19 protein-coding genes are annotated in these 20,792 nt (G+C 70.8%); 11 read left to right on the top strand and 8 right to left on the bottom strand.

Annotated features, from left to right (window positions below; all coding sequences use genetic code 11):
* The first annotated feature begins 72 nt into the window (after nt 1–72).
* Nucleotides 73–741 (top strand): NUDIX hydrolase family protein, encoded by a 669-nt coding sequence (locus ACFE6Z_RS15285; RefSeq protein ID WP_375386559.1) that lies wholly within the window; start codon nt 73–75, stop codon nt 739–741.
* Between the two features lie 158 nt (nt 742–899).
* A complete protein-coding gene (locus tag ACFE6Z_RS15280) occupies nt 900–2,207 on the top strand; it encodes a cell division initiation protein (protein WP_375386558.1) in 1,308 nt (435 codons plus the stop codon).
* A gap of 14 nt (nt 2,208–2,221) precedes the next feature.
* On the opposite strand, the gene ACFE6Z_RS15275 is transcribed toward ACFE6Z_RS15280, so the two are convergent.
* Genes ACFE6Z_RS15275 through ACFE6Z_RS15265 form a run of 3 tightly spaced genes read right to left on the bottom strand, consistent with a single transcriptional unit; the run spans nt 2,222 to nt 5,466 of the window.
* Nucleotides 2,222–3,295, bottom strand: coding sequence for a threonine aldolase family protein (locus ACFE6Z_RS15275; RefSeq protein ID WP_375386557.1), 1,074 nt, complete (start codon nt 3,293–3,295; stop codon nt 2,222–2,224).
* A gap of 34 nt (nt 3,296–3,329) precedes the next feature.
* Nucleotides 3,330–4,001: an SDR family NAD(P)-dependent oxidoreductase gene (locus tag ACFE6Z_RS15270; RefSeq protein ID WP_375386556.1), complete on the bottom strand. Its 672-nt coding sequence runs from the start codon at nt 3,999–4,001 to the stop codon at nt 3,330–3,332.
* A complete protein-coding gene (locus tag ACFE6Z_RS15265; RefSeq protein ID WP_375386555.1) occupies nt 3,994–5,466 on the bottom strand; it encodes a DUF6421 family protein in 1,473 nt (490 codons plus the stop codon). Before ACFE6Z_RS15265 ends, ACFE6Z_RS15270 begins: the two co-directional genes overlap by 8 nt.
* Nucleotides 5,467–5,540: 74 nt before the next feature.
* On the opposite strand from ACFE6Z_RS15265, the gene ACFE6Z_RS15260 reads away from it, so the two are divergent.
* Nucleotides 5,541–5,987, top strand: coding sequence for an Lrp/AsnC family transcriptional regulator (locus ACFE6Z_RS15260; protein WP_375386554.1), 447 nt, complete (start codon nt 5,541–5,543; stop codon nt 5,985–5,987).
* 22 nt (nt 5,988–6,009) lie between these two features.
* Here the strand turns inward: ACFE6Z_RS15260 and ACFE6Z_RS15255 are convergent, their stop codons facing one another.
* The gene (locus ACFE6Z_RS15255) at nt 6,010–6,480 is read right to left on the bottom strand and encodes a hypothetical protein (protein WP_375386553.1); all 471 of its coding nucleotides are present in this window, start codon (nt 6,478–6,480) and stop codon (nt 6,010–6,012) included.
* 133 nt (nt 6,481–6,613) lie between these two features.
* On the opposite strand from ACFE6Z_RS15255, the gene ACFE6Z_RS15250 reads away from it, so the two are divergent.
* From ACFE6Z_RS15250 to ACFE6Z_RS15230, 5 genes are all read left to right on the top strand, one after another.
* Nucleotides 6,614–7,882, top strand: coding sequence for a sensor histidine kinase (locus ACFE6Z_RS15250; RefSeq protein ID WP_375386552.1), 1,269 nt, complete (start codon nt 6,614–6,616; stop codon nt 7,880–7,882).
* A 32-nt stretch (nt 7,883–7,914) separates the two neighbouring features.
* Nucleotides 7,915–8,553 carry a response regulator transcription factor gene (locus ACFE6Z_RS15245; protein ID WP_375386608.1) on the top strand — a complete coding sequence of 213 codons (639 nt, stop codon included), beginning with the start codon at nt 7,915–7,917 and terminating at the stop codon, nt 8,551–8,553.
* Between the two features lie 31 nt (nt 8,554–8,584).
* Nucleotides 8,585–9,778 (top strand): glycoside hydrolase family 3 N-terminal domain-containing protein, encoded by a 1,194-nt coding sequence (locus ACFE6Z_RS15240; RefSeq protein ID WP_375386551.1) that lies wholly within the window; start codon nt 8,585–8,587, stop codon nt 9,776–9,778.
* A 200-nt stretch (nt 9,779–9,978) separates the two neighbouring features.
* Nucleotides 9,979–10,740, top strand: a complete 762-nt coding sequence (locus ACFE6Z_RS15235; protein ID WP_375386550.1) for an ABC transporter ATP-binding protein — start codon at nt 9,979–9,981, stop codon at nt 10,738–10,740.
* Complete coding sequence (locus ACFE6Z_RS15230) at nt 10,737–12,203, top strand: FtsX-like permease family protein (RefSeq protein WP_375386549.1); 1,467 nt, start codon at nt 10,737–10,739, stop codon at nt 12,201–12,203. The genes ACFE6Z_RS15235 and ACFE6Z_RS15230 overlap by 4 nt, the downstream gene beginning before the upstream one ends.
* A 1-nt stretch (nt 12,204) precedes the next feature.
* Here the strand turns inward: ACFE6Z_RS15230 and ACFE6Z_RS15225 are convergent, their stop codons facing one another.
* From ACFE6Z_RS15225 to ACFE6Z_RS15210, 4 genes are all read right to left on the bottom strand, one after another.
* Nucleotides 12,205–12,711 (bottom strand): hypothetical protein, encoded by a 507-nt coding sequence (locus ACFE6Z_RS15225; protein ID WP_375386548.1) that lies wholly within the window; start codon nt 12,709–12,711, stop codon nt 12,205–12,207.
* A 77-nt stretch (nt 12,712–12,788) separates the two neighbouring features.
* Complete coding sequence (locus ACFE6Z_RS15220; protein ID WP_375386547.1) at nt 12,789–13,277, bottom strand: SprT-like domain-containing protein; 489 nt, start codon at nt 13,275–13,277, stop codon at nt 12,789–12,791.
* Between the two features lie 51 nt (nt 13,278–13,328).
* Complete coding sequence (locus tag ACFE6Z_RS15215; protein WP_375386546.1) at nt 13,329–13,856, bottom strand: hypothetical protein; 528 nt, start codon at nt 13,854–13,856, stop codon at nt 13,329–13,331.
* 100 nt (nt 13,857–13,956) lie between these two features.
* Nucleotides 13,957–14,823 (bottom strand): spermidine synthase, encoded by an 867-nt coding sequence (locus tag ACFE6Z_RS15210; RefSeq protein WP_375386545.1) that lies wholly within the window; start codon nt 14,821–14,823, stop codon nt 13,957–13,959.
* A 155-nt stretch (nt 14,824–14,978) separates the two neighbouring features.
* Here ACFE6Z_RS15210 and pxpA point away from each other — a divergent pair, with 155 nt between their 5' ends.
* The 3 genes from pxpA to rpoB form a co-directional block, all read left to right on the top strand.
* Nucleotides 14,979–15,734 carry a 5-oxoprolinase subunit PxpA gene (pxpA, locus tag ACFE6Z_RS15205; protein WP_375386544.1) on the top strand — a complete coding sequence of 252 codons (756 nt, stop codon included), beginning with the start codon at nt 14,979–14,981 and terminating at the stop codon, nt 15,732–15,734.
* 52 nt (nt 15,735–15,786) lie between these two features.
* Nucleotides 15,787–17,343 (top strand): 5-oxoprolinase/urea amidolyase family protein, encoded by a 1,557-nt coding sequence (locus ACFE6Z_RS15200; protein WP_375386543.1) that lies wholly within the window; start codon nt 15,787–15,789, stop codon nt 17,341–17,343.
* A gap of 355 nt (nt 17,344–17,698) precedes the next feature.
* Nucleotides 17,699–20,792 (top strand): DNA-directed RNA polymerase subunit beta (gene rpoB, locus ACFE6Z_RS15195; RefSeq protein ID WP_375386607.1); only part of this gene is annotated, 3,094 nt, incomplete at its 3' end.

Below are 20,792 nucleotides of genomic sequence, written 5' to 3'. Positions count from 1 at the left end.
ACCGGCACGCGTCGGGCCCGACCTCGATCGTCGCTCGCCGTGCCGCGGGCATTGCTGAGGTATACAGGAGGCATGCCGGTTCGCACCCCAGACCCCGATCCGAACGAGCGCGACGACGACGGAACTCCGCGCGACCCCCTCGGCGGCATCGAGGCGTCGTACGGGCGGTCGGGGCATCCGCTCGGTGACGGCACGTTCGGGTCGCCCGCCCCCGGCAATGCGGCCAATCCGGGCTGGCTCACCGATGTCGAACTCGCCGAGGCCCGGCGCCGGCTCCCGATCCTCTACGTCGAGGCCGTTCCGGTACGCACCGACGGCGTCGGAGCGGTGACGGAAGTCGGCATCCTCCTGCGCGCCACCCCCCTCGGGGAAATGACCCGCACGATCGTGAGCGGTCGGGTCCGCTACGGCGAGACGGTGCGCGATGCGCTGTTCCGTCACCTCGAGAACGACCTCGGGCCGATGGCCTTCCCCCTGCTTCCTGCCCAGCCGACGCCGTTCACGGTGGCCGAGTACTTCCCGATGCCCGGGCTCAGCGCCTTCCACGATGACCGCCAGCACGCGGTGTCGCTCGCGTTCGTCGTGCCCGTCACCGGCACCTGCGAGCCCCGGCAGGACGCGCTCGAGGTCACCTGGATGGCGCCGCAGGAAGCAGCATCCGATGCCCTCGCCGCCGAGATGGAAGGCGGACGCGGCACTCTCGTGCGGCTCGCGCTCGCGAGCGTGGGCGCCTTGCGCTGAGCTTGCGCCGGAGACCGAGCGGCGGAGAGTCTCGTCGCAGGTGAGCGGGCAGGCGCGGAAGTGTGCCAACCGTGCAGGTCGGGCGAGTAAAGTTCGTTCGTCGTGTCCGCACTCGCAGTGGCACGAAGATGCGGAGAGTCGACATGTCGGATCGTTCGGTGACAGGCCAGGAACCCGAAGGCGAATCGCCTTTCGATGAGCTGATGGCGAACTCGGGCGCGACTGCGGGGGCATCGTCGTTCGCGACCGTGTTCCGCGGCTACGACCGCGAAGAGGTCGACGAGGCGATCTCGTCGCTCAATGCCAAGGTCCGCGCCGAGATCGATCGCGCCAGCAACGCCGAATCGGGGCGTCGGAAGGCCGCGGAGGAAGCGGCCGAAAAGGCCCGCAAAGAGATCGAACGGCTCGAAGACGACCTCGCCACCGCCAACGCCCGCGCCGGCAACGCCGAGCAGCAGGTGCAGACCCTCACCCAGGAGCTCGTCGACGCCGGCGGCGAGTCGACGAACCGCAACCGCTTCGAAGAGGTGCTGCGCGTCGCGGAAGATCAGGCGAGCCTCCTGATCAAGAACGCGAGCGTGCAGGCCGACCGGCTCCTGGAGGCCGCGCGCGAAGAGATCCGCAACCGTCGCGCCGAGGCCGACGCCGAAGCGCAAGACATCCGGGCGCGGGCCGAGCACGACGCGCAGCAGGTGCGCCTCCGCATCGACACCGAGCTCACCGCGCACAAGGCCGAGATCGAGCGCGAGACCGCGCACGCCGCCGAGAAGGTGGCCCAGGCCGAGCAGGAGGCCGCGACGATCCGCACCGAGGCAGACCGGGGCGCCGCCGCGCTGCGCTCGATGGTCGCGCGCGAGACGACGGATGCCCGCACCGAGGCCGAGGACGCCGTGCGCGACCTGCGCCTGCGCGCGCTCGAGTTCGAGGAGTCGCTGACCCGCCGCCAGGACGACGCCCAGCAGGAGTTCCTGACGCTCCACAACCGGGCCGTCGCCCACGCCGAGCGCATCACGCAGGACGCGAACGACCAGGTCGCGGCATCACTCGATCACGCCCAGCGGGTCGCCGCCAAGGCCGACGACTTCGATCGCCTCATGCGGGCGCAGGCTCACCAGATCAGCGCCGACGCCCACGTGCGCGCCGGCGAGCACCTCGATCGCGCGCAGGTGAAGGCGCAGAAGATCATCGACACCGTCACGATGCACACGCAGAGCGTGCTGCGCGACGCCGAAGACCGCACGCGTCAGCTGCGCTGGCAGCAGCACCAGCTGACGAGCTTTATGGCCGAGGTCAAGGAGCTCATCCGTCCCGAGGGCCCCCTGGGCGAGGCGAAGGCGACGGATGCTGTCGCCGAAGCACCCCTCGAGTCCGACGCCGACGAGCAGATCGTCACGGGCGATGCGTCCTTCCTCGGTGACGAGCCGCTCGAGGACGAGGCCTACGCCGAGGAGGCCGAGACCCGCTGACCTCCGGTCGCAGGTCAACGACCGGAGGAGGTCTCCCGGGCGACCGCGGCGATGAAGCGGTCGACGTCGTCTTCGGTCGTGTCGAACGAGCACATCCAGCGCACCTCGTTGCGCGAGGCATCCCAGTCGTAGAAGCGGAACGACTCGCGCAGTCGGTCGGCCACGCCGTCGGGCAGGGTCGCGAACACGCCGTTGGCCTGGGTCGGCTGAGTGAACGCCACACCGGTGATCGACCCGTCGGCGATGCCCGCCTCGACGCCGGCGCGCAGACGCTGCGCCATGGCGTTCGAGTGCGTGGCATTGCGCAGCCACAGATCGCCCTCCAGCAGCGCGATCAGCTGCGCCGAGACGAAGCGCATCTTGCTCGAGAGCTGCATGTTGAGCTTGCGCAGAAAGGTGAGGCCCGCGGACGCATCGGCATCCAGCACCACGATCGCCTCGCCGAGCATCGCCCCGTTCTTCGTGCCGCCGAAGCTCAGCACATCGACGCCGGCGTCGCGCGTGAACGCGCGCAGCGGCACGCCGAGCGCGGCGGCGGCGTTCGAGATGCGCGCACCATCCAGGTGCAGGCGCATACCGAGGGCGTGCGCGTGGTCGGCGATCGCGCGGATCTCGTCCACCGAGTAGAGGGTGCCGAGCTCGGTCGACTGCGTGATCGAGACGACGAGCGGCTGCGCGCGGTGCTCGTCGCCCCAACCCCACGCCTCGCGGTCGATGAGGTCGGGCGTGAGCTTGCCGTCGTCGGTCGGCACGGTCAGGAGCTTGATGCCGGCGACGCGTTCGGGGGCGCCGCCCTCGTCGACGTTGATGTGCGCGGTGGATGCCGCGACCACGGCGCCCCAGCGGGGCAGCATCGACTGCAGCCCGACCACGTTCGCACCGGTGCCGTTGAAGACCGGGAATGCCTCGACGCCCTCGCCCAGATGCGCGGCGAACACCTCCTGCAGGCGGGCGGTGTAGGCATCCTCCCCGTAAGCGATCTGGTGCCCGTCATTTGCGGCGGCGATGGCCGCGAGCACCTTGGGATGGATGCCGGAGTAGTTGTCTGAGGCGAAGCCGCGGACGGCCGTGTCGTGGAGCGTGGTCACCGATCCATCCTCGCACCGTGCACGCGAGCCGGAATCAGCCGGCGCTGAGGTCGACGATCGTGTCGTTGATGCCGGCGGCGTCCGCTGCCCAGAGCTCCACGAACGTGGCAGCGAGCCGCTCCTCGAGACCGTCGAGCGCCGCCACACGGAAGATGACGGATGCTGCCCGCAGCGGCTCGCCGGCATCCCGGGCCGCCTTCGCGAAGCCCTGCGCGACGGCCCTCGTCCACGCCTCGGTGGCGGCCTTCATCGCGGTGTAGTTGGCGCCCCCGGCCAGGGGCCGGGCGACGGTGGTCGACGACACCACGGCCAGGCGGCCGGCATCCGATGCCCTGAGGTCGGCGTCGAACACGCGAGTGACGTACCGGAGCGCCGTGAACGATCGCTCGAGGAATCGGTAGTCGGCGTCGCTCTGCGCGGCGAGGCCCCCTCCGCCGCGCCATCCGCCCACCAGATGCAGCACACCGTCGACGGGCCGAGTCTCGTGGATGCGGTCCGCGAGGCGCTGCACGTCGTTCTCATCGCTCAGATCGCAGACCTCGGTGCGGATGCCGGGCACCGCCGCACCGAGCCCTTCGAGCTTCTGCGGATCATGACCGACGGCGACGACCCGCGCGCCGGCCGAGGTCAGCGCGCGGGCCGCCGCGAGTCCGCTCGTGCTGGTCGCGCCCGCGATGAGCACGGTCCGCCGGGTGAGCTCAACCATCGCTGGCGCGGATGCCGGCGGTCGACTCGATCACGGGGCGCATCTTCTTCTCCAGCGCCTCGTAGAACATCGACAGCGGAAACTCGTCGTCCATCACCGCGTCGGTGTACCCCTTCGGCAGCCCGGCCAGAACCTCGTCCGGCAGCCCGCGCGCCCACGCCGACGCGGGGTTCGGGGTCAGGGTGCTTCGCACGAGTTCGTAGGCTGCGAGCCAGTGCGCCGCCTTCGGGCGGTCGATCGAGCGCCAGTACAGCTCATCGATCGCATCGCCGAGCGCGATCACCGCGGCCGGGACCCCGTCCCAGTCGAACGTCAGCGACGTGTCGGTCCAGCGCAGCACGCGGCGCTGATGCAACCAGGCGAACAGCAGCTGGCCGCCCAGCCCGTCGTAGTTGCGCACGCGCGAACCGGTGATCGCGAACCTGAAGATGCGGTCGAAGATCACGGCGTACTGCACGAGCACCGCGTGATCGAGCATCTCGGCCTCGACCGCATCGAGCGGTTCGACGGGCTCACCAGCCGCGTGGGCGTCGATCCGCGCGCGCAGGCGCGCCGTGATCGCGACGCACTCGCGGAAGGCCGTCAGATCGCACCGCAGCTCCTCCAGCGAATACAGGAAGTACGGCATCCGCTGCTTGATCATGAACGGATCGAACGGCAGATCGCCGCGCATATGGGCCCGGTCGTGAATGAGGTCCCACATCACGAAGGTCTGCTCGGTGAGCGACTGGTCGTCGAGCATCCGCGCGGCGTCGGCGGGCATGTCGAGCTTCGTGATAGCCGAGGCGGCCTCCACGACCCGCCGGTAGCGCGCGGCTTCGCGGTCTTGGAAGATCGCACCCCACGTGAACGCCGGGATCTCGCGCATCGCCACGGTCTCGGGAAACAGCACAGCCGAGTTCGTGTAGTACCCGGGGGTGAAGTCGACGAGCCGCAGCGAGACGAACAGCCGGTTGCCGTAGTCGCCCGCCTCGAGCTCGGCGATGAACTCGGGCCAGATGGCCTCGGCGATCAGGGCTTCGACGAGACGGTCCTGCGAACCGTTCTGCGTGTACATCGGGAAGACGACCAGGTGACGGATGCCGTCGATCCGGTGCTCCTGAGGCTGGAACGCCACGAGCGAGTCGAGGAAGTCGGGAACACCGAAGCCCTCGTCGGCCCAGCGCCGGAAGTCGATGACGGATGCTCGCAGATAGGCGTCGTCGTGCGCGAACAGGGGTCGCAGCTCGTGGATCGCTGCGATGATCGCGGCGACGTGGGCGCGCGCGCGGGGGTGGTGCGCAGCATCCGGAACCGAGCCGTCCTTCACCTGAAGAGACTGCAGGGCGGTCGCTGCGTGCTTGAGCGAGAGCCATGCGGGGGAGTCCTGCACCGGAGAGAGGTCCTCGACGAGGAGGTCTTCGACGACCTCCGGCTCGTCGATGATGGCGGCGATCGCACCGGTGGTGGCGGGGCTGAAAGACATGAGAACCTCCGATCGTGCAAAACTGGCGGAAAATTTCCGGCTGATTGCCGGACATACCGATATTCTTCCATGTCATGGACGATCCTGTCGACGCATCGATCGTGGCGGAGGTCGCGCGGGACCCGCGCGCCACGCTCGCGCACCTCTCCGAACGCGTGGGGCTGGGCGTCTCGGCCGTGCAGGCTCGGCTGCGGCGCCTCGAGAGCAGCGGCGTCATCACCGGCTATCGTGCGATCCTCGACGCCGAGGCGGTGGGCAAGCCCCTGTCGGCGTTCATCGAGATCACCCCGCTGGATCCGTCGCAGCCCGACAACGCGCCCGAACTGCTCGAGCACCTCGCCGAGATCGAGGCGTGCCATTCGATCGCGGGCGATGCCAGCTACATCCTGTTCGTGCGCGTCGCGACCCCGCGCGATCTGGAGGCCCTCATCCGCGACGTGCGTCTGGCGGCGTCGGTGAGCACGCGCACGACCGTGGTGCTGCAGACTTTCTACGAGAACCGGCCGATCGCGCTGGGCTGAAGGCGCCCGCGCGGTGGCGCAGCTACTGGACCGTCACGACGGCCTCGGTCTCGGTGATCTCATCGGAGATGGTGCAGGTGCCGGTCGCATCGAAACGGAACGACTCGGTCAGCCCGCCCATGACCGAGGCGCCGTCGAGTTCGCCGACGTGCACGCCGTGCGGGCCGGATCCGTCCGCCGTGAAGGTGACGGTGCCGCCCACGGCCACCGAGATCTCCGAGGGGCTGAAGCCCGCGTCCGAGATCGTGACCTGCACGGCGTCCGCCGTCGTATCGGCCAGCACCGCGGTGCATGTCCCTGCCGGCGCGGCGGCGCTCTCGGATGGCTCCGCCGCGGTGCTCGGCTCGGCGGCCGCACTCTCTTCGGCGGCCGCACTCCCTACGACACTGCCGCCTCCGTCCGTCGAGCTCGTCGACGAGCCGGCGCAGCCGGCGAGCCCGAGGAGGGCGAACGCGAGAGCCAGTGGAGCAACGATGAGAGTGCGTGTGCGCATGAGCAGAGTCCTGTCTCCCGGGTGGTGCTGTCGCGCCCATGTAGGGGGCGTTGCCCTTTAGAGCTGCAGAGGGAGCGCGCAGATACATCGCGAGACGGATGCCCCGGCATCCCGCTCCGCGTACCGTGAAGGAGTGTTCCGTGCCCTCCGACCGCCCCAGCTGACGCTGGATGTGATCGCCGCGGTCGTGTTCTTCGCGATCACCGGGTTCGTGATGTTCCCGACGGTCGCGGGGCAGCCCGAGATCTGGGGCGTCGGCGTCTCACTGTTCATGGCCGGCGCGCTCGCCGTGCGGCGGCTCTCACCCGCGCTCGCACTCGGCATCGCGTGGGCGGGCGCGATCGTGCAGATGGCGCTCGGGCTCAACCCGATGCCGAGCAACGTCGCGATCTTCGCGGTGCTGTATGTGACGGCCGCCTACGGGCGTCGGTGGCTGTTGTGGACGGGCTTCGCCTCGGCGCTGGTCGGCGCGATCGTCATCACGCTGTACCTGTTCCTCGGCACGTCTTTCGTGCAGGACGGGACGGGCCTGGCGGCCGTCCCGGTCGCTGCCGTGACACTCGTCGCCGCGACGTTCGCACTGCTGCTCGCCTGGACGACGGGCGCCCTGGTCCGCGCATCCGCCCGAGCCCGCGAGAACCTCGCCGCGCAGGAGCGCGCCGAGGCCGAAGCGGTCGCCGAGGCGGAGCGCGTGCGGATCGCGCGCGACATGCACGACGTCGTCGCCCATTCGCTCGCGGTGGTGATCGCTCAGGCTGACGGGGCACGGTATGCCGCGGCATCCGATCCGCCCGCCGCGACCGCCGCGCTGGCCACCATCTCGACGACCGCACGCGCAGCCCTGGCCGACGTGCGGCTGCTGCTCACGCAGCTGCGGCACAGTCAGGCCGACGGCCCGCAGCCGACGCTGACCGATCTGGAGGGGCTGTACACCCGGGTGCGCGCAGCCGGCGTCGCTCTCGAGGTCGACGTCGATCCCGCTCCGACGGGCGAAGTGCCGGCAGCCGTGCAGCTCGCCGTGTACCGGATCCTCCAGGAGGCGCTCACCAACGCGATGCGGCACGGCGACGGCGGCAGGGTCACCGTCCGCCTGGCCTGGCACCCCGACCGGGTCGAGCTCGGAGTGCGCAACGGCGTGGTCGGCGCGGGGCCGCCGCGCGCGGGGCACGGCCTGATCGGCATGACCGAGCGAGCGAGCCTCGTCGGGGGGTCACTCACTGCGGGTGTGGAGCGCGGTGCGGGCCGTCGAGCGGTGACAATTCCGGTCGGAACCGCGGCGGTGCCGCCCCCGCCCGCGGAGATCGGCGCATCGGCCGGAGCTTCGGCGGATTCTGCCGGAGTTGTCACCGCCGGAGCCGAGTTCGTCGTGCATGCGACGCTGCCGATCGGGCGCGTTCTGTGAGCGGCGGGGGCGCCTCGGCCGAAGCGGCGCCCATCATCCGGGTGGTGCTGGTGGACGATCAGGCGCTGTTCCGCGCCGGAATCCGCATGCTCATCGACTCGCAGCCCGATCTCGAGGTCGTCGGCGAAGCGGCCGACGGCGCCCAGGGGGTCGAGGTCGTGCGTCGCGCGCGGCCCGACGTCGTGCTCATGGACATCCGGATGCCGGTGCTCGACGGGCTCGCCGCCGCCGTCGCACTACTCGCGGACGCCGACCCGCCCAAGGTCGTGATGCTCACCACGTTCGACCTCGACGAGGCGGCCGCGCGGGCGATCCGGGGCGGGGCGAGCGGATTCCTGCTCAAGGACGCCGATCCGGAGTTCCTGCTCGCGGCGATCCGCACGGTGCATGCGGGATCGGCCGTGATCGCAGCATCCGCCACCCGTGAGCTGTTCGCGCACTTCGCGGATGCCGCGCCCCACCCGATCCCGGCCGTCTACGCCACTCTCACCGACCGTGAGCGTGAGATCTTCGCGCTCGCCGCCCGCGGCCTGTCCAACGCCGAGATCGCGGCGCGGGAGTTCCTCTCCGAAGCCACCGTGAAGACCCACATCAGCCGCATCCTCACCAAGCTCGGCGTGCGCGATCGTGTGCAGCTGGTCGTCTTCGCTTTCGAACACGGGCTGACCTGAGCGGTGGCCGCACCGACGTAGGTTGGAGGATATGGTCCGACACGTCGTGCGCGCGATGACGCTGGTCGCCGTGCTCACGTGCGCCGCCGCCCTCGCCGCCGGCTGCGCGCCCGAGACCGACCTCTCCGCGGCGACGACGTCTATTCCTCCGCTGCCCACGTCTGCGCCCACGCCTGCACCGACGCTCAGCTGCGCCGAGACGATCGTGCGGCGCCTGCCGCCCGCAGCCCGGGCCGGGCAGCTCATCATGGTCGCGCTCGACGCTCACGACGATCCCGCCGGGCTGGCTCCCCTGATCGCGCAGTACGGGCTCGGCGGTGTGGTGCTGCTGGGCGGCTGGAACGGAGGGATGCCGGTTGTGCAGGCTGCTACGACCCAGCTGCAGTCGGGGCCAGAGGCCACCGGCCTCGGGCTGCTGATCGCCGCCGATCAGGAGGGCGGGCAGATCCAGCAACTCCGCGGCGACGGGTTCTCCGACATGCCCTCCGGACTCGAGCAGGGGATGCTCGATCCGGCCACGCTGCAATCGTCGGTGCGCGGCTGGGGCGGCGAACTCGTGAACGCGGGGGTGAACCTCAATCTCGCGCCCATCGCCGACACCGTGCCCGATGAGCTCGGCACGGCCAATCCGCCCATCGGCGGGTACGACCGTCAGTTCTCCGGCGATCCCGCGATCGCCGCATTCCATGTCGCGGCCTTCGTGCAGGGCATGACGCAAGCGGGCGTCGCCACCACGCTCAAGCACTTCCCAGGGCTCGGACGGGTGACCGGGAACACCGACGACACCGATGACGGCACGACCGACACCGAGACCACGATGGCCGACCTCCAGCCGTTCGAGGCCGGGATCCGCGCGAACGCGAAGCTGGTCATGATGAGCAGCGCGGTCTACACGCAGTTCGACCCGGCGAACGAGGCGGTCTTCTCGCCGGCCGTCGTGACCGATCTGCTGCGGGGCCGCCTCGGCTTCGACGGCGTCGTCATCAGCGACGACATCGGGGTTGCTGCCGCGGTCTCGTCCACGCCCGTCGAGCAGCGCGCGACCCGGTTCGTCGCCGCCGGCGGAGACGTGGCCCTCACCGCCGATGCGGCCGCCGTCGCCCCGTTCCACGACTCGCTCGTCGCGGCGATGGGGGCCGACCCCGCGTTCGCGGAGAAGGTCGATGCCGCGGTCACGCGAGTGGTGCAGCTCAAGGTGGACCTCGGCCTCGCGAGCTGCGGCTGAGCCGCAGTATCCCTCGCCGCCGAGGGTGCATTGCGAGGGTCGAGGGTGCATTGCGAGGGTCGAGGGTGCACTGCGGGGGTCGAGGGTGCACTGCGAGGGCTTCCGCAATGCACCCTCGACCGAGGATCATCCCAGCGATGTACGCGGATGCCCCTCGCGGCCGACGCGGCGGGTGTGGGCCCGTCCGTAGCGTCGTCGACATGCAGATCTCCTCCACCGACCTGGGCCTGGCGGCCCACGTCCAGCAGCTGACCAAGTCCTACGGCCGGGGCGACGGCGTCGTGTGCGCCCTCGATGACGTGTCTGTCGGCATCCGGCGCGGGGAATTCACCGCGATCATGGGGCCGTCCGGCTCGGGCAAATCGACCCTCATGCACGTGATGGCGGGATTGGATGCTCCGACCTCCGGCACCGCGTGGATCGGCGACACCCGCATCACCGGGCTGAGCGACCTCGAACTCACGGTCCTGCGCCGCCGGCGCGTCGGGTTCGTCTTCCAGGCGTTCAACCTCGTGCCCACCCTCGACGCGCGGGCGAACATCCTCCTGCCGTTCGACCTGGACGGCCGCCGCCCGTCGGCCCTGGAGCGCGCCCGCATCGACGGGCTCGTCGACACGCTCGGCCTCGGGCCGCGCCTGAACCATCGGCCGCACCAGCTCAGCGGTGGCCAGCAGCAGCGCGTCGCGATCGCGCGCGCCCTGGCCACCGCCCCGGATCTCGTGTTCGCCGACGAGCCGACCGGCAACCTCGACTCGCGGTCGGGACGCGAAGTGCTGACCCTCCTCCGGGCCGCGAGCCGCGAGCACGGCCAGTCGATCGCGATGGTCACGCACGATCCCGTCGCCGCGAGCTACGCCGACCGCGTGCTGTTCCTCGGCGATGGGCGCCTCGTCGCCGACAAGCCTCGTCAGAGCGCTGAGCAGATCTCGGCGTACATGCTGCAGGTCGAGGTGGCCGCATGACCGCCGTAGTGGCAGCCGCGGACGGACGGATGCCTCGGGCATCCGCCGCGCCGCTCGCCTGGCTGCGCGAGCGGGGGATGGGCGCCAGCGTGCTGGTGGCCGCCCTCTCCAGCGCCCTCGGCGTCCTGCTCATCACCGCGACGGGCTGGATCGGCGCGGTCCTCAGCGCCGACCCGTTCCTCGCCGGGAGCGGGACGATGGCGCTGGCCCTGAGCATCCTGACGTTCGTGTTCCTCGGCATCGCGGTCTATGTCGGCGCGATCGTGACCGCGAACACCTTCGCGACCGTCGTCGCCGGACGCACCCGGCGGATCGCCCTCCTGCGGCTGATCGGAGCGTCCGCGCGTGCGCAGCGCCGCGAGGTCGCGACCCAGGGGCTGATCGTCGGGGCGATCGGCGCGATGCTCGGGCTCGTGGGTGCCACGGCGCTCGCCGCCGTGCTGATCGCTGTGGGCGGGCCTCTGCTCGGGGTGCAGAACGTGTCGTACGCGATGGTGCGCGGCGACCTCCTGATCCCCGCTGCGGTGGTGGCCCTCACGACGTGGCTCGCGGCGTGGGTCGGGTCGCGCCGTGTGCTGTCGGTCACCCCGCTGGAGGCGCTGGGTGGCGCGATCGAGCAGCCGCACGCCGCGTTCGCGCGACGCACGGGCCGCAACGTCGTGGCCGTCGTCGTGTTCATCGCCGGTGCGGCCCTGCTCGCACTCGGCATCGCCGTGGGTCTGGTCTCGCCGCTCGGAGTGCTCATCGCGTTCGTCGGCGGGCTGCTGTCGTTCTCGGGGCTGATCCTCGGCTCGACGCTGCTGATGCCGCCGGTGCTGACCCTCATCGGGCGCGCCCTCGGCCGCTCGGCGCCGGCCCGACTCGCGGCCGAGAACGCCCGGCGGAGCCCTGAGCGCTCGTCGCGGATGGCGATGGGCCTGGTGATCGGAGTGACGCTCATCACGATGTTCGCCGTCGCGCTCGAATCGACGAAGGCGGTGCTCGCCGCGAGCGCCGGGGGAGAACTGCCTCCCGAGATGGGCGCCGCGATGGACACCTTCACCGCCATCGTCACCGCGCTGATCGCGGTGAGCGCCGTGATCGCCGCCGTCGGCCTTGTCAACCTGCTCACGCTCGGCATCGTGCAGCGTCGCCGAGAACTCGGACTGCTGCGGGCGCTCGGGCTCTCGTCGGGCCAGGTGCGGCGGATGGTGCTACTGGAGGCGACGCACATCACCGTCGCCGCAGTGCTCACCGGGCTCGTGCTGGGGATCGCCTACGGGTGGGCCGGAGCTCAGTCGCTGCTCGGCTCGGTGCGCGTGTCGCCGGATGCCGCGGCGCTCGGCACATTCGTCGCGCCGGCGATCCCGCTCCCGATCCTGGGGCTGATCCTCGTCTCGGCCGCCGTCCTGACGCTGGTCGCCGCCGTCGTGCCGACCCGCCTGGCGACCCGCGTCGCGCCGATCGCGGCGCTCGCGGAGTAGGTCACGCAGGCGGCTCTTCGGCGTCGGGCAGGTCGTACGCCCAGGTCGGCGCCATCGCCCTGATCCGCGCTCCGCGCCACTGCCACGTGGCCCACATGACCGGCCAGAGCGCGGGCGCCGCCCGGCCGCCGATCACCAGCCGGTCGCGCCACAGGGTCTTGGTCGGATCGCCGGGCGCCGGCGCCACCGCCATCTGGTGGTCCCAGACGTCGAGGGCGGCGAGGGGTCCGGTGAGCGGGATGCCGCTGTCGCGGAAGATCCGCACATCGGGGTCGACGAACCGATCGCTCGCGTGGATGAGCTGACGACCCATCGGCACGATCCCGGCGAGCGACAGGTTCACCGCGACCTCCGAACCCTGACCCCAGGTCGTGGGCAGCCCACTCGGCTCGACCGGCGCCATCGCGAGGAGCGGACCGTACAGCTCGGCGACGGCGCGGGGGGAGTGCACGGCGCGCCACGCGGCATCCGCGTCGCAGTCGATCACGAACTTGAGCAGGATGCGCATGCTTCAGTCTCGCACCGCCCCGTCGGCAGGGGGACGGGATGCCGCATCCTCACCATTCATACGTCGCAGCGCGCGCCTCAGCGCGGGGTGAGCGCGGCCAGCCGGGTGGCCGGCGTGATCTCTCGGCGGCTCCAGTCGAACAGGAACCGCTCGTCGAAGTGCGGCGCGCACTTCGAGCACGACGCGGGTCGCGTCGGCCGGCGGTGCCGGTAGGCCAGGTGACCGGCGGGGCACCGGCCGATCCACGGCGCGAGCTCGATCGCCGTCTCGCCGTTGTGCGTCACGCCGCCGACGTAGCCGAGCTCGTCGGCGACCGACTTCCACTTCGCACCGTGGCCCGCCTTCGCGCCGGCGAGGGCGTGCGCCACCTCGTGCAGCAGGGTCTGGTGGTTGGTGTCATCGTCGTAGCGCGCCGCGAGGTAGCGCGAGACGCTGATCCGCTTGCGGGTGTAATCGCACAGGCCCGCGCGACGCTTGGCATTGTCGAACGCGAACGACCACGAGGCATCCAGGTGAACGTCGATGAGAGCCTCGGCCCAGCGACGCACGCGGTGAAGTTCGGACATGGAGGAGAGACTAGAACGTATCTACGACACTGAAGAGACGGGCGTAACGCGTCAGCTCGCGACCGATGCGCGCGCGCGCCGCTGATCCGCGGCCTCGATCGCGTGCAGCGTCGATTCGAGCTGCCCATCGGGGGCTCCGGAGCCCTGCCGCAAGAACAGCGCCTGCGTGAAGTCGGAGCGGGCAGCGTCGTAGTCACCGGCGTCGTAGAAGACCTTGCCGCGGTGCTGCAGGGCGAAGGCGGCGATGCCGGACCAGCCCTTTCCCTCGGCCTCGGCAGCGCACGTGGTGAGCTCCTGCTCGGCGACGGCGTAGGCGCCGCGCTGCTGCTCGACGGACGCGTGCAGGATGCGGGCGCGCAGGAGATCCTTGCGCGTGCCGGCCATGCGGGCCACGCGCACCGACTGCTCCGAGATCACCAGCGCGTCTTCCAGCCGCCCCAGCACCTTGAGCAGCCAGACGCGCTCGAGCAGGGCGGGGAGGCTCCGCTGCTCGCCGATCTCGTCGAGCCGGGCCTTGCACTCTCGTGCGTCCACCAGCTCTCGGAGCGTCTCAGGGTCGTACCCGCGGATGTAGCTCATCGCCTGCTCCCTTCGCGCGAATCGGCTCGCTCCTCCAGTCTGCCGTGCGCCCCTCCGAGTGCCCCGAGCACACGCCGAGTGTCGCGGTGCGAAGGTGGATTCAGCGCTCGAACAGGGATGCCGCGGGCCGAGGCGACGGGGTGGAGTCTGCGTCGGTCGCGATCCGCGCCCCCCGCACGAACTCGTCCAGCTCGGCGCCCTGCGCGACCTTCGCCGGATGGGGGCCGGCGGCCATGAGCCGCGGCAGCCACTCGGTCGGCAGCGGAGCCGCGGATGCCGCGACCACCAGGTTGCCGAACCTCCGGCCCCGCAGCACCTGCACCTCGGCGAGCACGACGACATGCGGCAGCACGGTCTGCACGGTCGCGACCTGCCGCCGGGCGAACGCGAGCCCCGCCCCGTCGGCGACGTTGACCAGCAGCACGCCGTCGGGGGCCAGGAGCGCGGCGGCGGCGCGGTAGAACTCCACGGTGGTCAGATGCGCCGGGGTCTGCGATCCGGCGTAGACATCGGACACCAGGAGGTCGACGGCGCCGGTCAGAGCATCCGGAAGTCGTCCGAGACCCTCGCGAGCGTCGCCGATGCGGGTGCGGATCGCGGCTCCGCGGGGGAGCGGCAGATTCGTCTTGACGAGTTCGACGAGGGCCTGCTCGAGCTCGATCACCTGCTGGCGCGAGCCCGGCCGGGTCGCCTCGATGTACCGCGGAATCGTCAGGGCGCCCGCACCCAGGTGCACCGCGGTCAGGGGCTGCCCCGGCATCCGGAGCCTGTCGATCACGGCACCCATGCGGGCGACGTACTCGAAGTGCAGGTGGGTCGGATCATCGAGGTCTACGTGCGACTGCGGTGTGCCGTCGACATCCAGCTCGAACCCCGTTGTGAACCCCGAGGGGACGATGCGGGCGAGCGTGCCATCGGACAGCCGCACCTGCGGGTGTTCACTCGGCTCGTGTCGCGCTCGGGCCATGGCTCCACGGTAGTGCGCTGTGTCACAACTCCGCCTGACCCGGCGGGTGCGGGCCGGGCGAGCCGCGTGATTCGGGGCTTCTCGGCTCGGCGCCGGGTCAGCCAGGCGGAGTTCGTGCACGCGGCGCGCCGGCCACGCCGCGCTACCGTGGAGTGATGGCGCGCATCGACCTCAACGCCGACCTGAGCGAGACGATCGACGGCGTGCCCACGGCCGATGACGAGGCGATGTTCGCGGTCATCTCCAGCGCGAGTGTCGCCTGCGGCGGCCACGCGGGCGATGCCGTCTCGATGCGTGCGGCGGTCGACCGCGCCGCCCGGTTCGGCGTCGCCGTCGGCGCGCACCCGTCCTACGCCGATCGGGCGGAGTTCGGCCGCGTCCCGCGCCATCCCGACCCGGCCGAGCTCCGCGCCGAGGTCGGCAGGCAGCTCGCCGCGCTCGCCGCGGCCGGGGCGAGCGTCCGTTATGTCAAGCCCCACGGCGCGCTGTACCACGCGGTCACGGACGACCAGGCTCAGGCGGATGCTGTGGCCGCCGCCGTCGCCGACCTCAGCGCCCGCCTGGGGCGGGCGCTGCCGATCCTGGGGCTCCCCGGTGCGATCGAGCGCTCGGCGACAGCCGTAGGACTCCCATTCGTCGTCGAGGCGTTCCTCGACCGGGGCTACCTCGCCGGCGGCGGACTCGTGCCGCGAGGCGAACCCGGCGCGCTGCTGGCCGACCCGGCCGCCGTCGCCGACCGCGCCGTCCGCCTCGTCCGAGACAGCGTCGTCGAGGCGATCGACGGGTCGCCCGTAGCCGTCGACGCCGCATCGCTGTGCGTGCACGGTGATTCGCCCGCCGCCGTCGAGATGGCCCGCGCGGTGCGCGCCGCGCTCGAGGCCGACGGGGTGGCCGTCAGGGCGCCGTGGTGAACTCCATGGGGTCGGGCTCCCGAGCGGCCGGCCGCACATGAGGGTGCTGCCGATGGGGGATCGCGCGCTCTTGGCGGAGGTCGACGGGCTCGGCGAGGTGCTCGCGCTGCACGCCAGACTCGAGGCATCCCGCCCGGAAGGGGTTATCGACCTCGTACCGGCCGCACGCACCGTGCTCGTGCGCGTCGACGGCGCCGCGCTCACCCTCGCCGCCGCGCGGGCGTGGCTCGAGCGCGCCGCGGCTACTCCCGAAGACGCTGCGATCCCCGCGGACCCAGCCGGCCACGCCGGCACCCCCGAGAGCACAGTCGAGCTCGACGTGTCCTACGACGGGCCTGACCTCGCCGACACCGCCGCCCTGCTCGGGCTCACCCCCGCCGAGCTCATCGCCCAGCACTCGGCCGCCGAATGGACGGTCGCGTTCACCGGCTTCGCCCCCGGCTTCGGCTACCTCGTCAGCCCCGGCTGGCGGCACGAGGTGCCACGCCTCGACACGCCCCGCACACGCGTTCCGCGCGGCGCCGTCGGCCTCGCGTCGGCGTTCACCGGCGCGTACCCCCGCGAGACTCCGGGCGGCTGGCGCCTGATCGCCACCACCGGCGCACGCCTTTTCGACGCGGATGCCGTGCCCCCGGCATCCCCGGTCCGGCTGGCTCCCGGAACCCGCGTGCGCTTCCGCCCGATCACCTCGACCCCCCTCTCGCCCTCCCGCGAGACGGCAACGGGCCGGCGAGTCTCGCCGGAGGGGGCGATCCGCGTCGTCGAGCCGGGCCTGCTCGCGACGATCCAGGACCTGGGGCGCGCAGGCAGCGCCGCGCTCGGGATCGCCCCGTCGGGCGCGCTCGACCGGCGCGCGCTGCGCGCCGCGAACCGCCTCGTCGGCAACGCCGAGGGGGCCGCCGCGATCGAGGTGACGATGGGCGGATTTCGCGCGATCGCCGCGCGCGACACGTGGTTCGCGGTGACGGGCGCGTGGGGGCCGATCCTGCTCGACGGCCGCCCGGTCGACCCGTACGAGGCCCACGCCTGGCCGCGGGATGCCGAGCTGCACGTGGACTGGTTCGCCCACGGCGCCCGGGCCTACCTCGCGGTGCGGGGCGGCATCGAGGCTCCAGTCTCGGTCGGCTCACGCTCGACCGATCTGCTCGCCGGGCTCGGGCCGGCCGCGCTCCGCGCCGGCGACGCGCTCGCGATCGGCGACGCGCCGACCGCGCCGGTGCCGGTGGCCGAGGCGTGGCCGTGGACGCCGCCGCACGACGATGAGCTCGAGGTCGCCCTCGCCAGGGGCGCGCGAGGTGACTGGTTCGCCGCATCCGCCCACGACCTCCTCTTCGCGCAGCCCTGGACCGTCACGGCGCACGCCGACCGGGTGGGACTTCGCCTCGACGGGCCGGAGCTGCCGCGCACCACGACCGGCGAGCTGCCGAGCGAAGGCATGGTGCCCGGCGCCCTCCAGGTGCCGCCGAGCGGGCGCCCGACGATCCTGCTCGCCGACGGCCCGGTGACCGGCGGGTACCCCGTGATCGCGGTGGTGACGGATGCTGCGCTCGACGATCTCGCGCAGCTCAGGCCCGGTTCGCGCATCCGGTTCCGCCACGCCCGCACGTGACGGGTCTTTCCGCAATGCACCCTCGATCTTCGGAGTGCACCCTCGCCGAGGGTGCACTCCGAAGATCGAGGGTGCATTGCGGGGCGAGAGGGCGGGATTCCGCGGATTTACGGGTCGATCGCGCGGTTATACCGCAGGATCGGAGACTCGTCAAGAACCCGACTGGACACGGCGCGTCATCCGCCGTATAGTTGTTCTTTGCTCCCTGATTCCCCCTGCCCTCATATGGTGGTCGGCTGAGTCTCCGCGCCCCCGCGAAAGCGGCGAGTGATGCGAAGGCTGAGGGGTTGAACGAGCACTCCACCTGCCGAACAAGGAACACGAGCCCTGCCCTGGGCCCATGGAGGTCATCCCCTTGGCTGTTGCGCGCAACGCAAACCAATCCACCAACAACATCAAGAACGGCCGAGGCGCATCGCGTCTCTCGTTTGCGAAGATCTCCGACACGCTGGAGGTCCCCGACCTCCTCGCGTTGCAGACCGAATCCTTCGACTGGCTCGTCGGCAATGACGCGTGGAAGACGCGCGTCGCCGAGGCCAAGAAGATCGGCCGCACCGACGTGCCCGAGATCAGCGGCCTCGAGGAGATCTTCGAGGAGATCTCGCCGATCGAAGACCTGAGCGAGACGATGCAGCTCTCGTTCACGAACCCGTACCTCGAGCCCGAGAAGTACTCCATCGAGGAGTGCAAGGAGCGCGGTAAGACCTACGCCGCCCCGCTCTACGTCGAGGCCGAGTTCATGAACCACCAGACCGGTGAGATCAAGACCCAGACGGTCTTCATGGGCGACTTCCCGCTCCAGACCGGCAAGGGCACGTTCATCATCAACGGCACCGAGCGTGTCGTCGTCTCGCAGCTCGTGCGCTCGCCGGGCGTCTACTTCGACAGGACCCCCGACAAGACCTCCGACAAGGACATCGTCTCGGCCCGCGTCATCCCGAGCCGCGGCGCGTGGCTCGAGTTCGAGATCGACAAGCGCGACCAGGTGGGCGTGCGCATCGACCGCAAGCGCAAGCAGTCGGTCACGGTGTTCCTCAAGGCCCTGGGCCTGACCACCGAAGACATCCTCGCCGAGTTCGCGGGCTTCGACTCCATCGAAGAGACCCTCTCGAAGGACACGATCCTCACCAAGGAGGACGCGCTCCGCGACATCTACCGCAAGCTCCGTCCGGGCGAGCAGGTCGCCGCCGAGGCCGCCCGTGCGCTGCTGGACAACTTCTACTTCAACTCCAAGCGCTACGACCTCGCCAAGGTCGGTCGCTACAAGATCAACCAGAAGCTGGGCCTGGACGAGCCGCTGTCCTCCTCGGTCTTGACCGTCGCCGACATCGTCGCGACGATCAAGTACCTGACGCGCCTGCACCGCGGTGACGCCACGTTCGACGGCATCCGCGGTGGCAAGCCCGCCGAGATCCGCCTCGACATCGACGACATCGACAACTTCGGCAACCGTCGCATCCGCGCGGTGGGCGAGCTCATCCAGAACCAGGTGCGCACCGGGCTCTCGCGCATGGAGCGCGTCGTCCGCGAGCGCATGACCACGCAGGACATCGAGGCGATCACGCCGCAGACCCTGATCAACGTGCGCCCCGTCGTCGCCGCGATCAAGGAGTTCTTCGGAACATCGCAGCTGTCGCAGTTCATGGACCAGAACAACCCGCTCGCGGGTCTGACCCACAAGCGCCGCCTGTCGGCCTTGGGCCCCGGCGGTCTGTCGCGTGAGCGCGCCGGCGTCGAGGTCCGCGACGTCCACCCGTCGCACTACGGCCGCATGTGCCCGATCGAGACCCCGGAAGGCCCGAACATCGGCCTGATCGGCTCGCTCGCATCGTTCGCCCGCATCAACGCGTTCGGCTTCATCGAGACGCCGTACCGTCGCGTGACCGACAAGAAGGTCACCGAGCAGATCGACTACCTCACGGCTTCCGAAGAGGACGACTACATCGTCGCCCAGGCCGGCGCCGAGCTGAAGGACGACGGCACGTTCGCCCAGGACCGCGTGCTCGCACGTCGCGGCAAGGGTGGCGAGGTCGACCTCTTCCACGCCGAGGAGATCGGCTACATGGACGTCTCGCCGCGCCAGATGGTGTCGGTTGCGACCTCGCTCATCCCGTTCCTCGAGCACGACGATGCGAACCGCGCCCTCATGGGTGCCAACATGCAGCGTCAGGCCGTTCCGCTGCTCCGCTCGGAGTCGCCGGTGGTCGGCACGGGCATGGAGGGCTACGCCGCAGTGGATGCCGGTGACGTCGTCACGGCTGAGAAGCCGGGTGTCGTGGTCGAGGTGTCGGCCGACGTGGTGAGCGTGCAGCTGGACGAGGGCGGCACGCAGGACTACTTCCTGCGCAAGTTCGACCGCTCCAACCAGGGCACGAGCTACAACCAGCGCGTCGTCGTCTCCGCGGGCGACCGCGTCGAGGTCGGCGAGGTCATCGCCGACGGACCGGCCACGGAGAACGGCGAGCTCGCGCTCGGCAAGAACCTCCTGGTCGCGTTCATGACGTGGGAGGGCCACAACTTCGAGGACGCGATCATCCTCAGCCAGGACCTCGTGAAGGACGACACCCTCTCCTCGATCCACATCGAGGAGTACGAGGTCGACGCTCGCGACACGAAGCTCGGCAAGGAGGAGATCACCCGTGATCTCCCGAACGTGAGCCCCGACCTGCTGAAGGACCTCGACGAGCGCGGCATCATCCGCATCGGCGCCGAGGTCCGCCCCGGCGACATCCTCGTCGGAAAGGTCACGCCGAAGGGCGAAACCGAGCTGTCGGCCGAGGAGCGCCTGCTCCGCGCGATCTTCAACGAGAAGAGCCGTGAGGTCCGCGACACGTCGCTGAAGGTCCCCCACGGCGAGCAGGGCACGATCATCGCCGTCAAGGAGTTCAACGCCGAGGACGGCGACGACGAGCTCGGCTCGGGCGTCAACCGCCGCGTGGTGGTCTACATCGCCCAGAAGCGCAAGATCACCGAGGGCGACAAGCTCGCCGGACGCCACGGGAACAAGGGCGTCATCGCGAAGATCCTCCCCGTCGAGGACATGCCGTTCCTCGCGGACGGCACGCCGGTCCAGGTCATCCTCAACCCGCTCGGCATCCCCGGTCGAATGAACTTCGGCCAGGTGCTCGAGCTGCATCTCGGATGGATCGCCCAGCAGGGCTGGAAGGTCGAGGGCAAGCCCACGTGGGCCAAGCAGCTCCCAGCCCAGGCCTTCTCGGCCGAGCCCGGCACCAAGGTCGCGACCCCGGTGTTCGACGGTGCGCGCGAGGAGGAGATCGCGGGTCTGCTCGACTCGACGAACCTCACCCGCGACGGCGAGCGTCTGATCGACTCCACGGGCAAGGCGCTGCTGTTCGACGGACGCTCCGGCGACCCGTTCCCGGCACCCGTCTCGGTCGGCTACATGTACATCCTGAAGCTGCACCACCTCGTCGACGACAAGATCCACG

The organism is uncultured Microbacterium sp. (assembly GCF_964244775.1).
Taxonomy (GTDB): Bacteria; Actinomycetota; Actinomycetes; order Actinomycetales; family Microbacteriaceae; genus Microbacterium.
The sequence above is the reverse complement of the archived record's forward strand: the minus strand, read 5'-3'. Positions and strand labels throughout refer to the sequence as shown.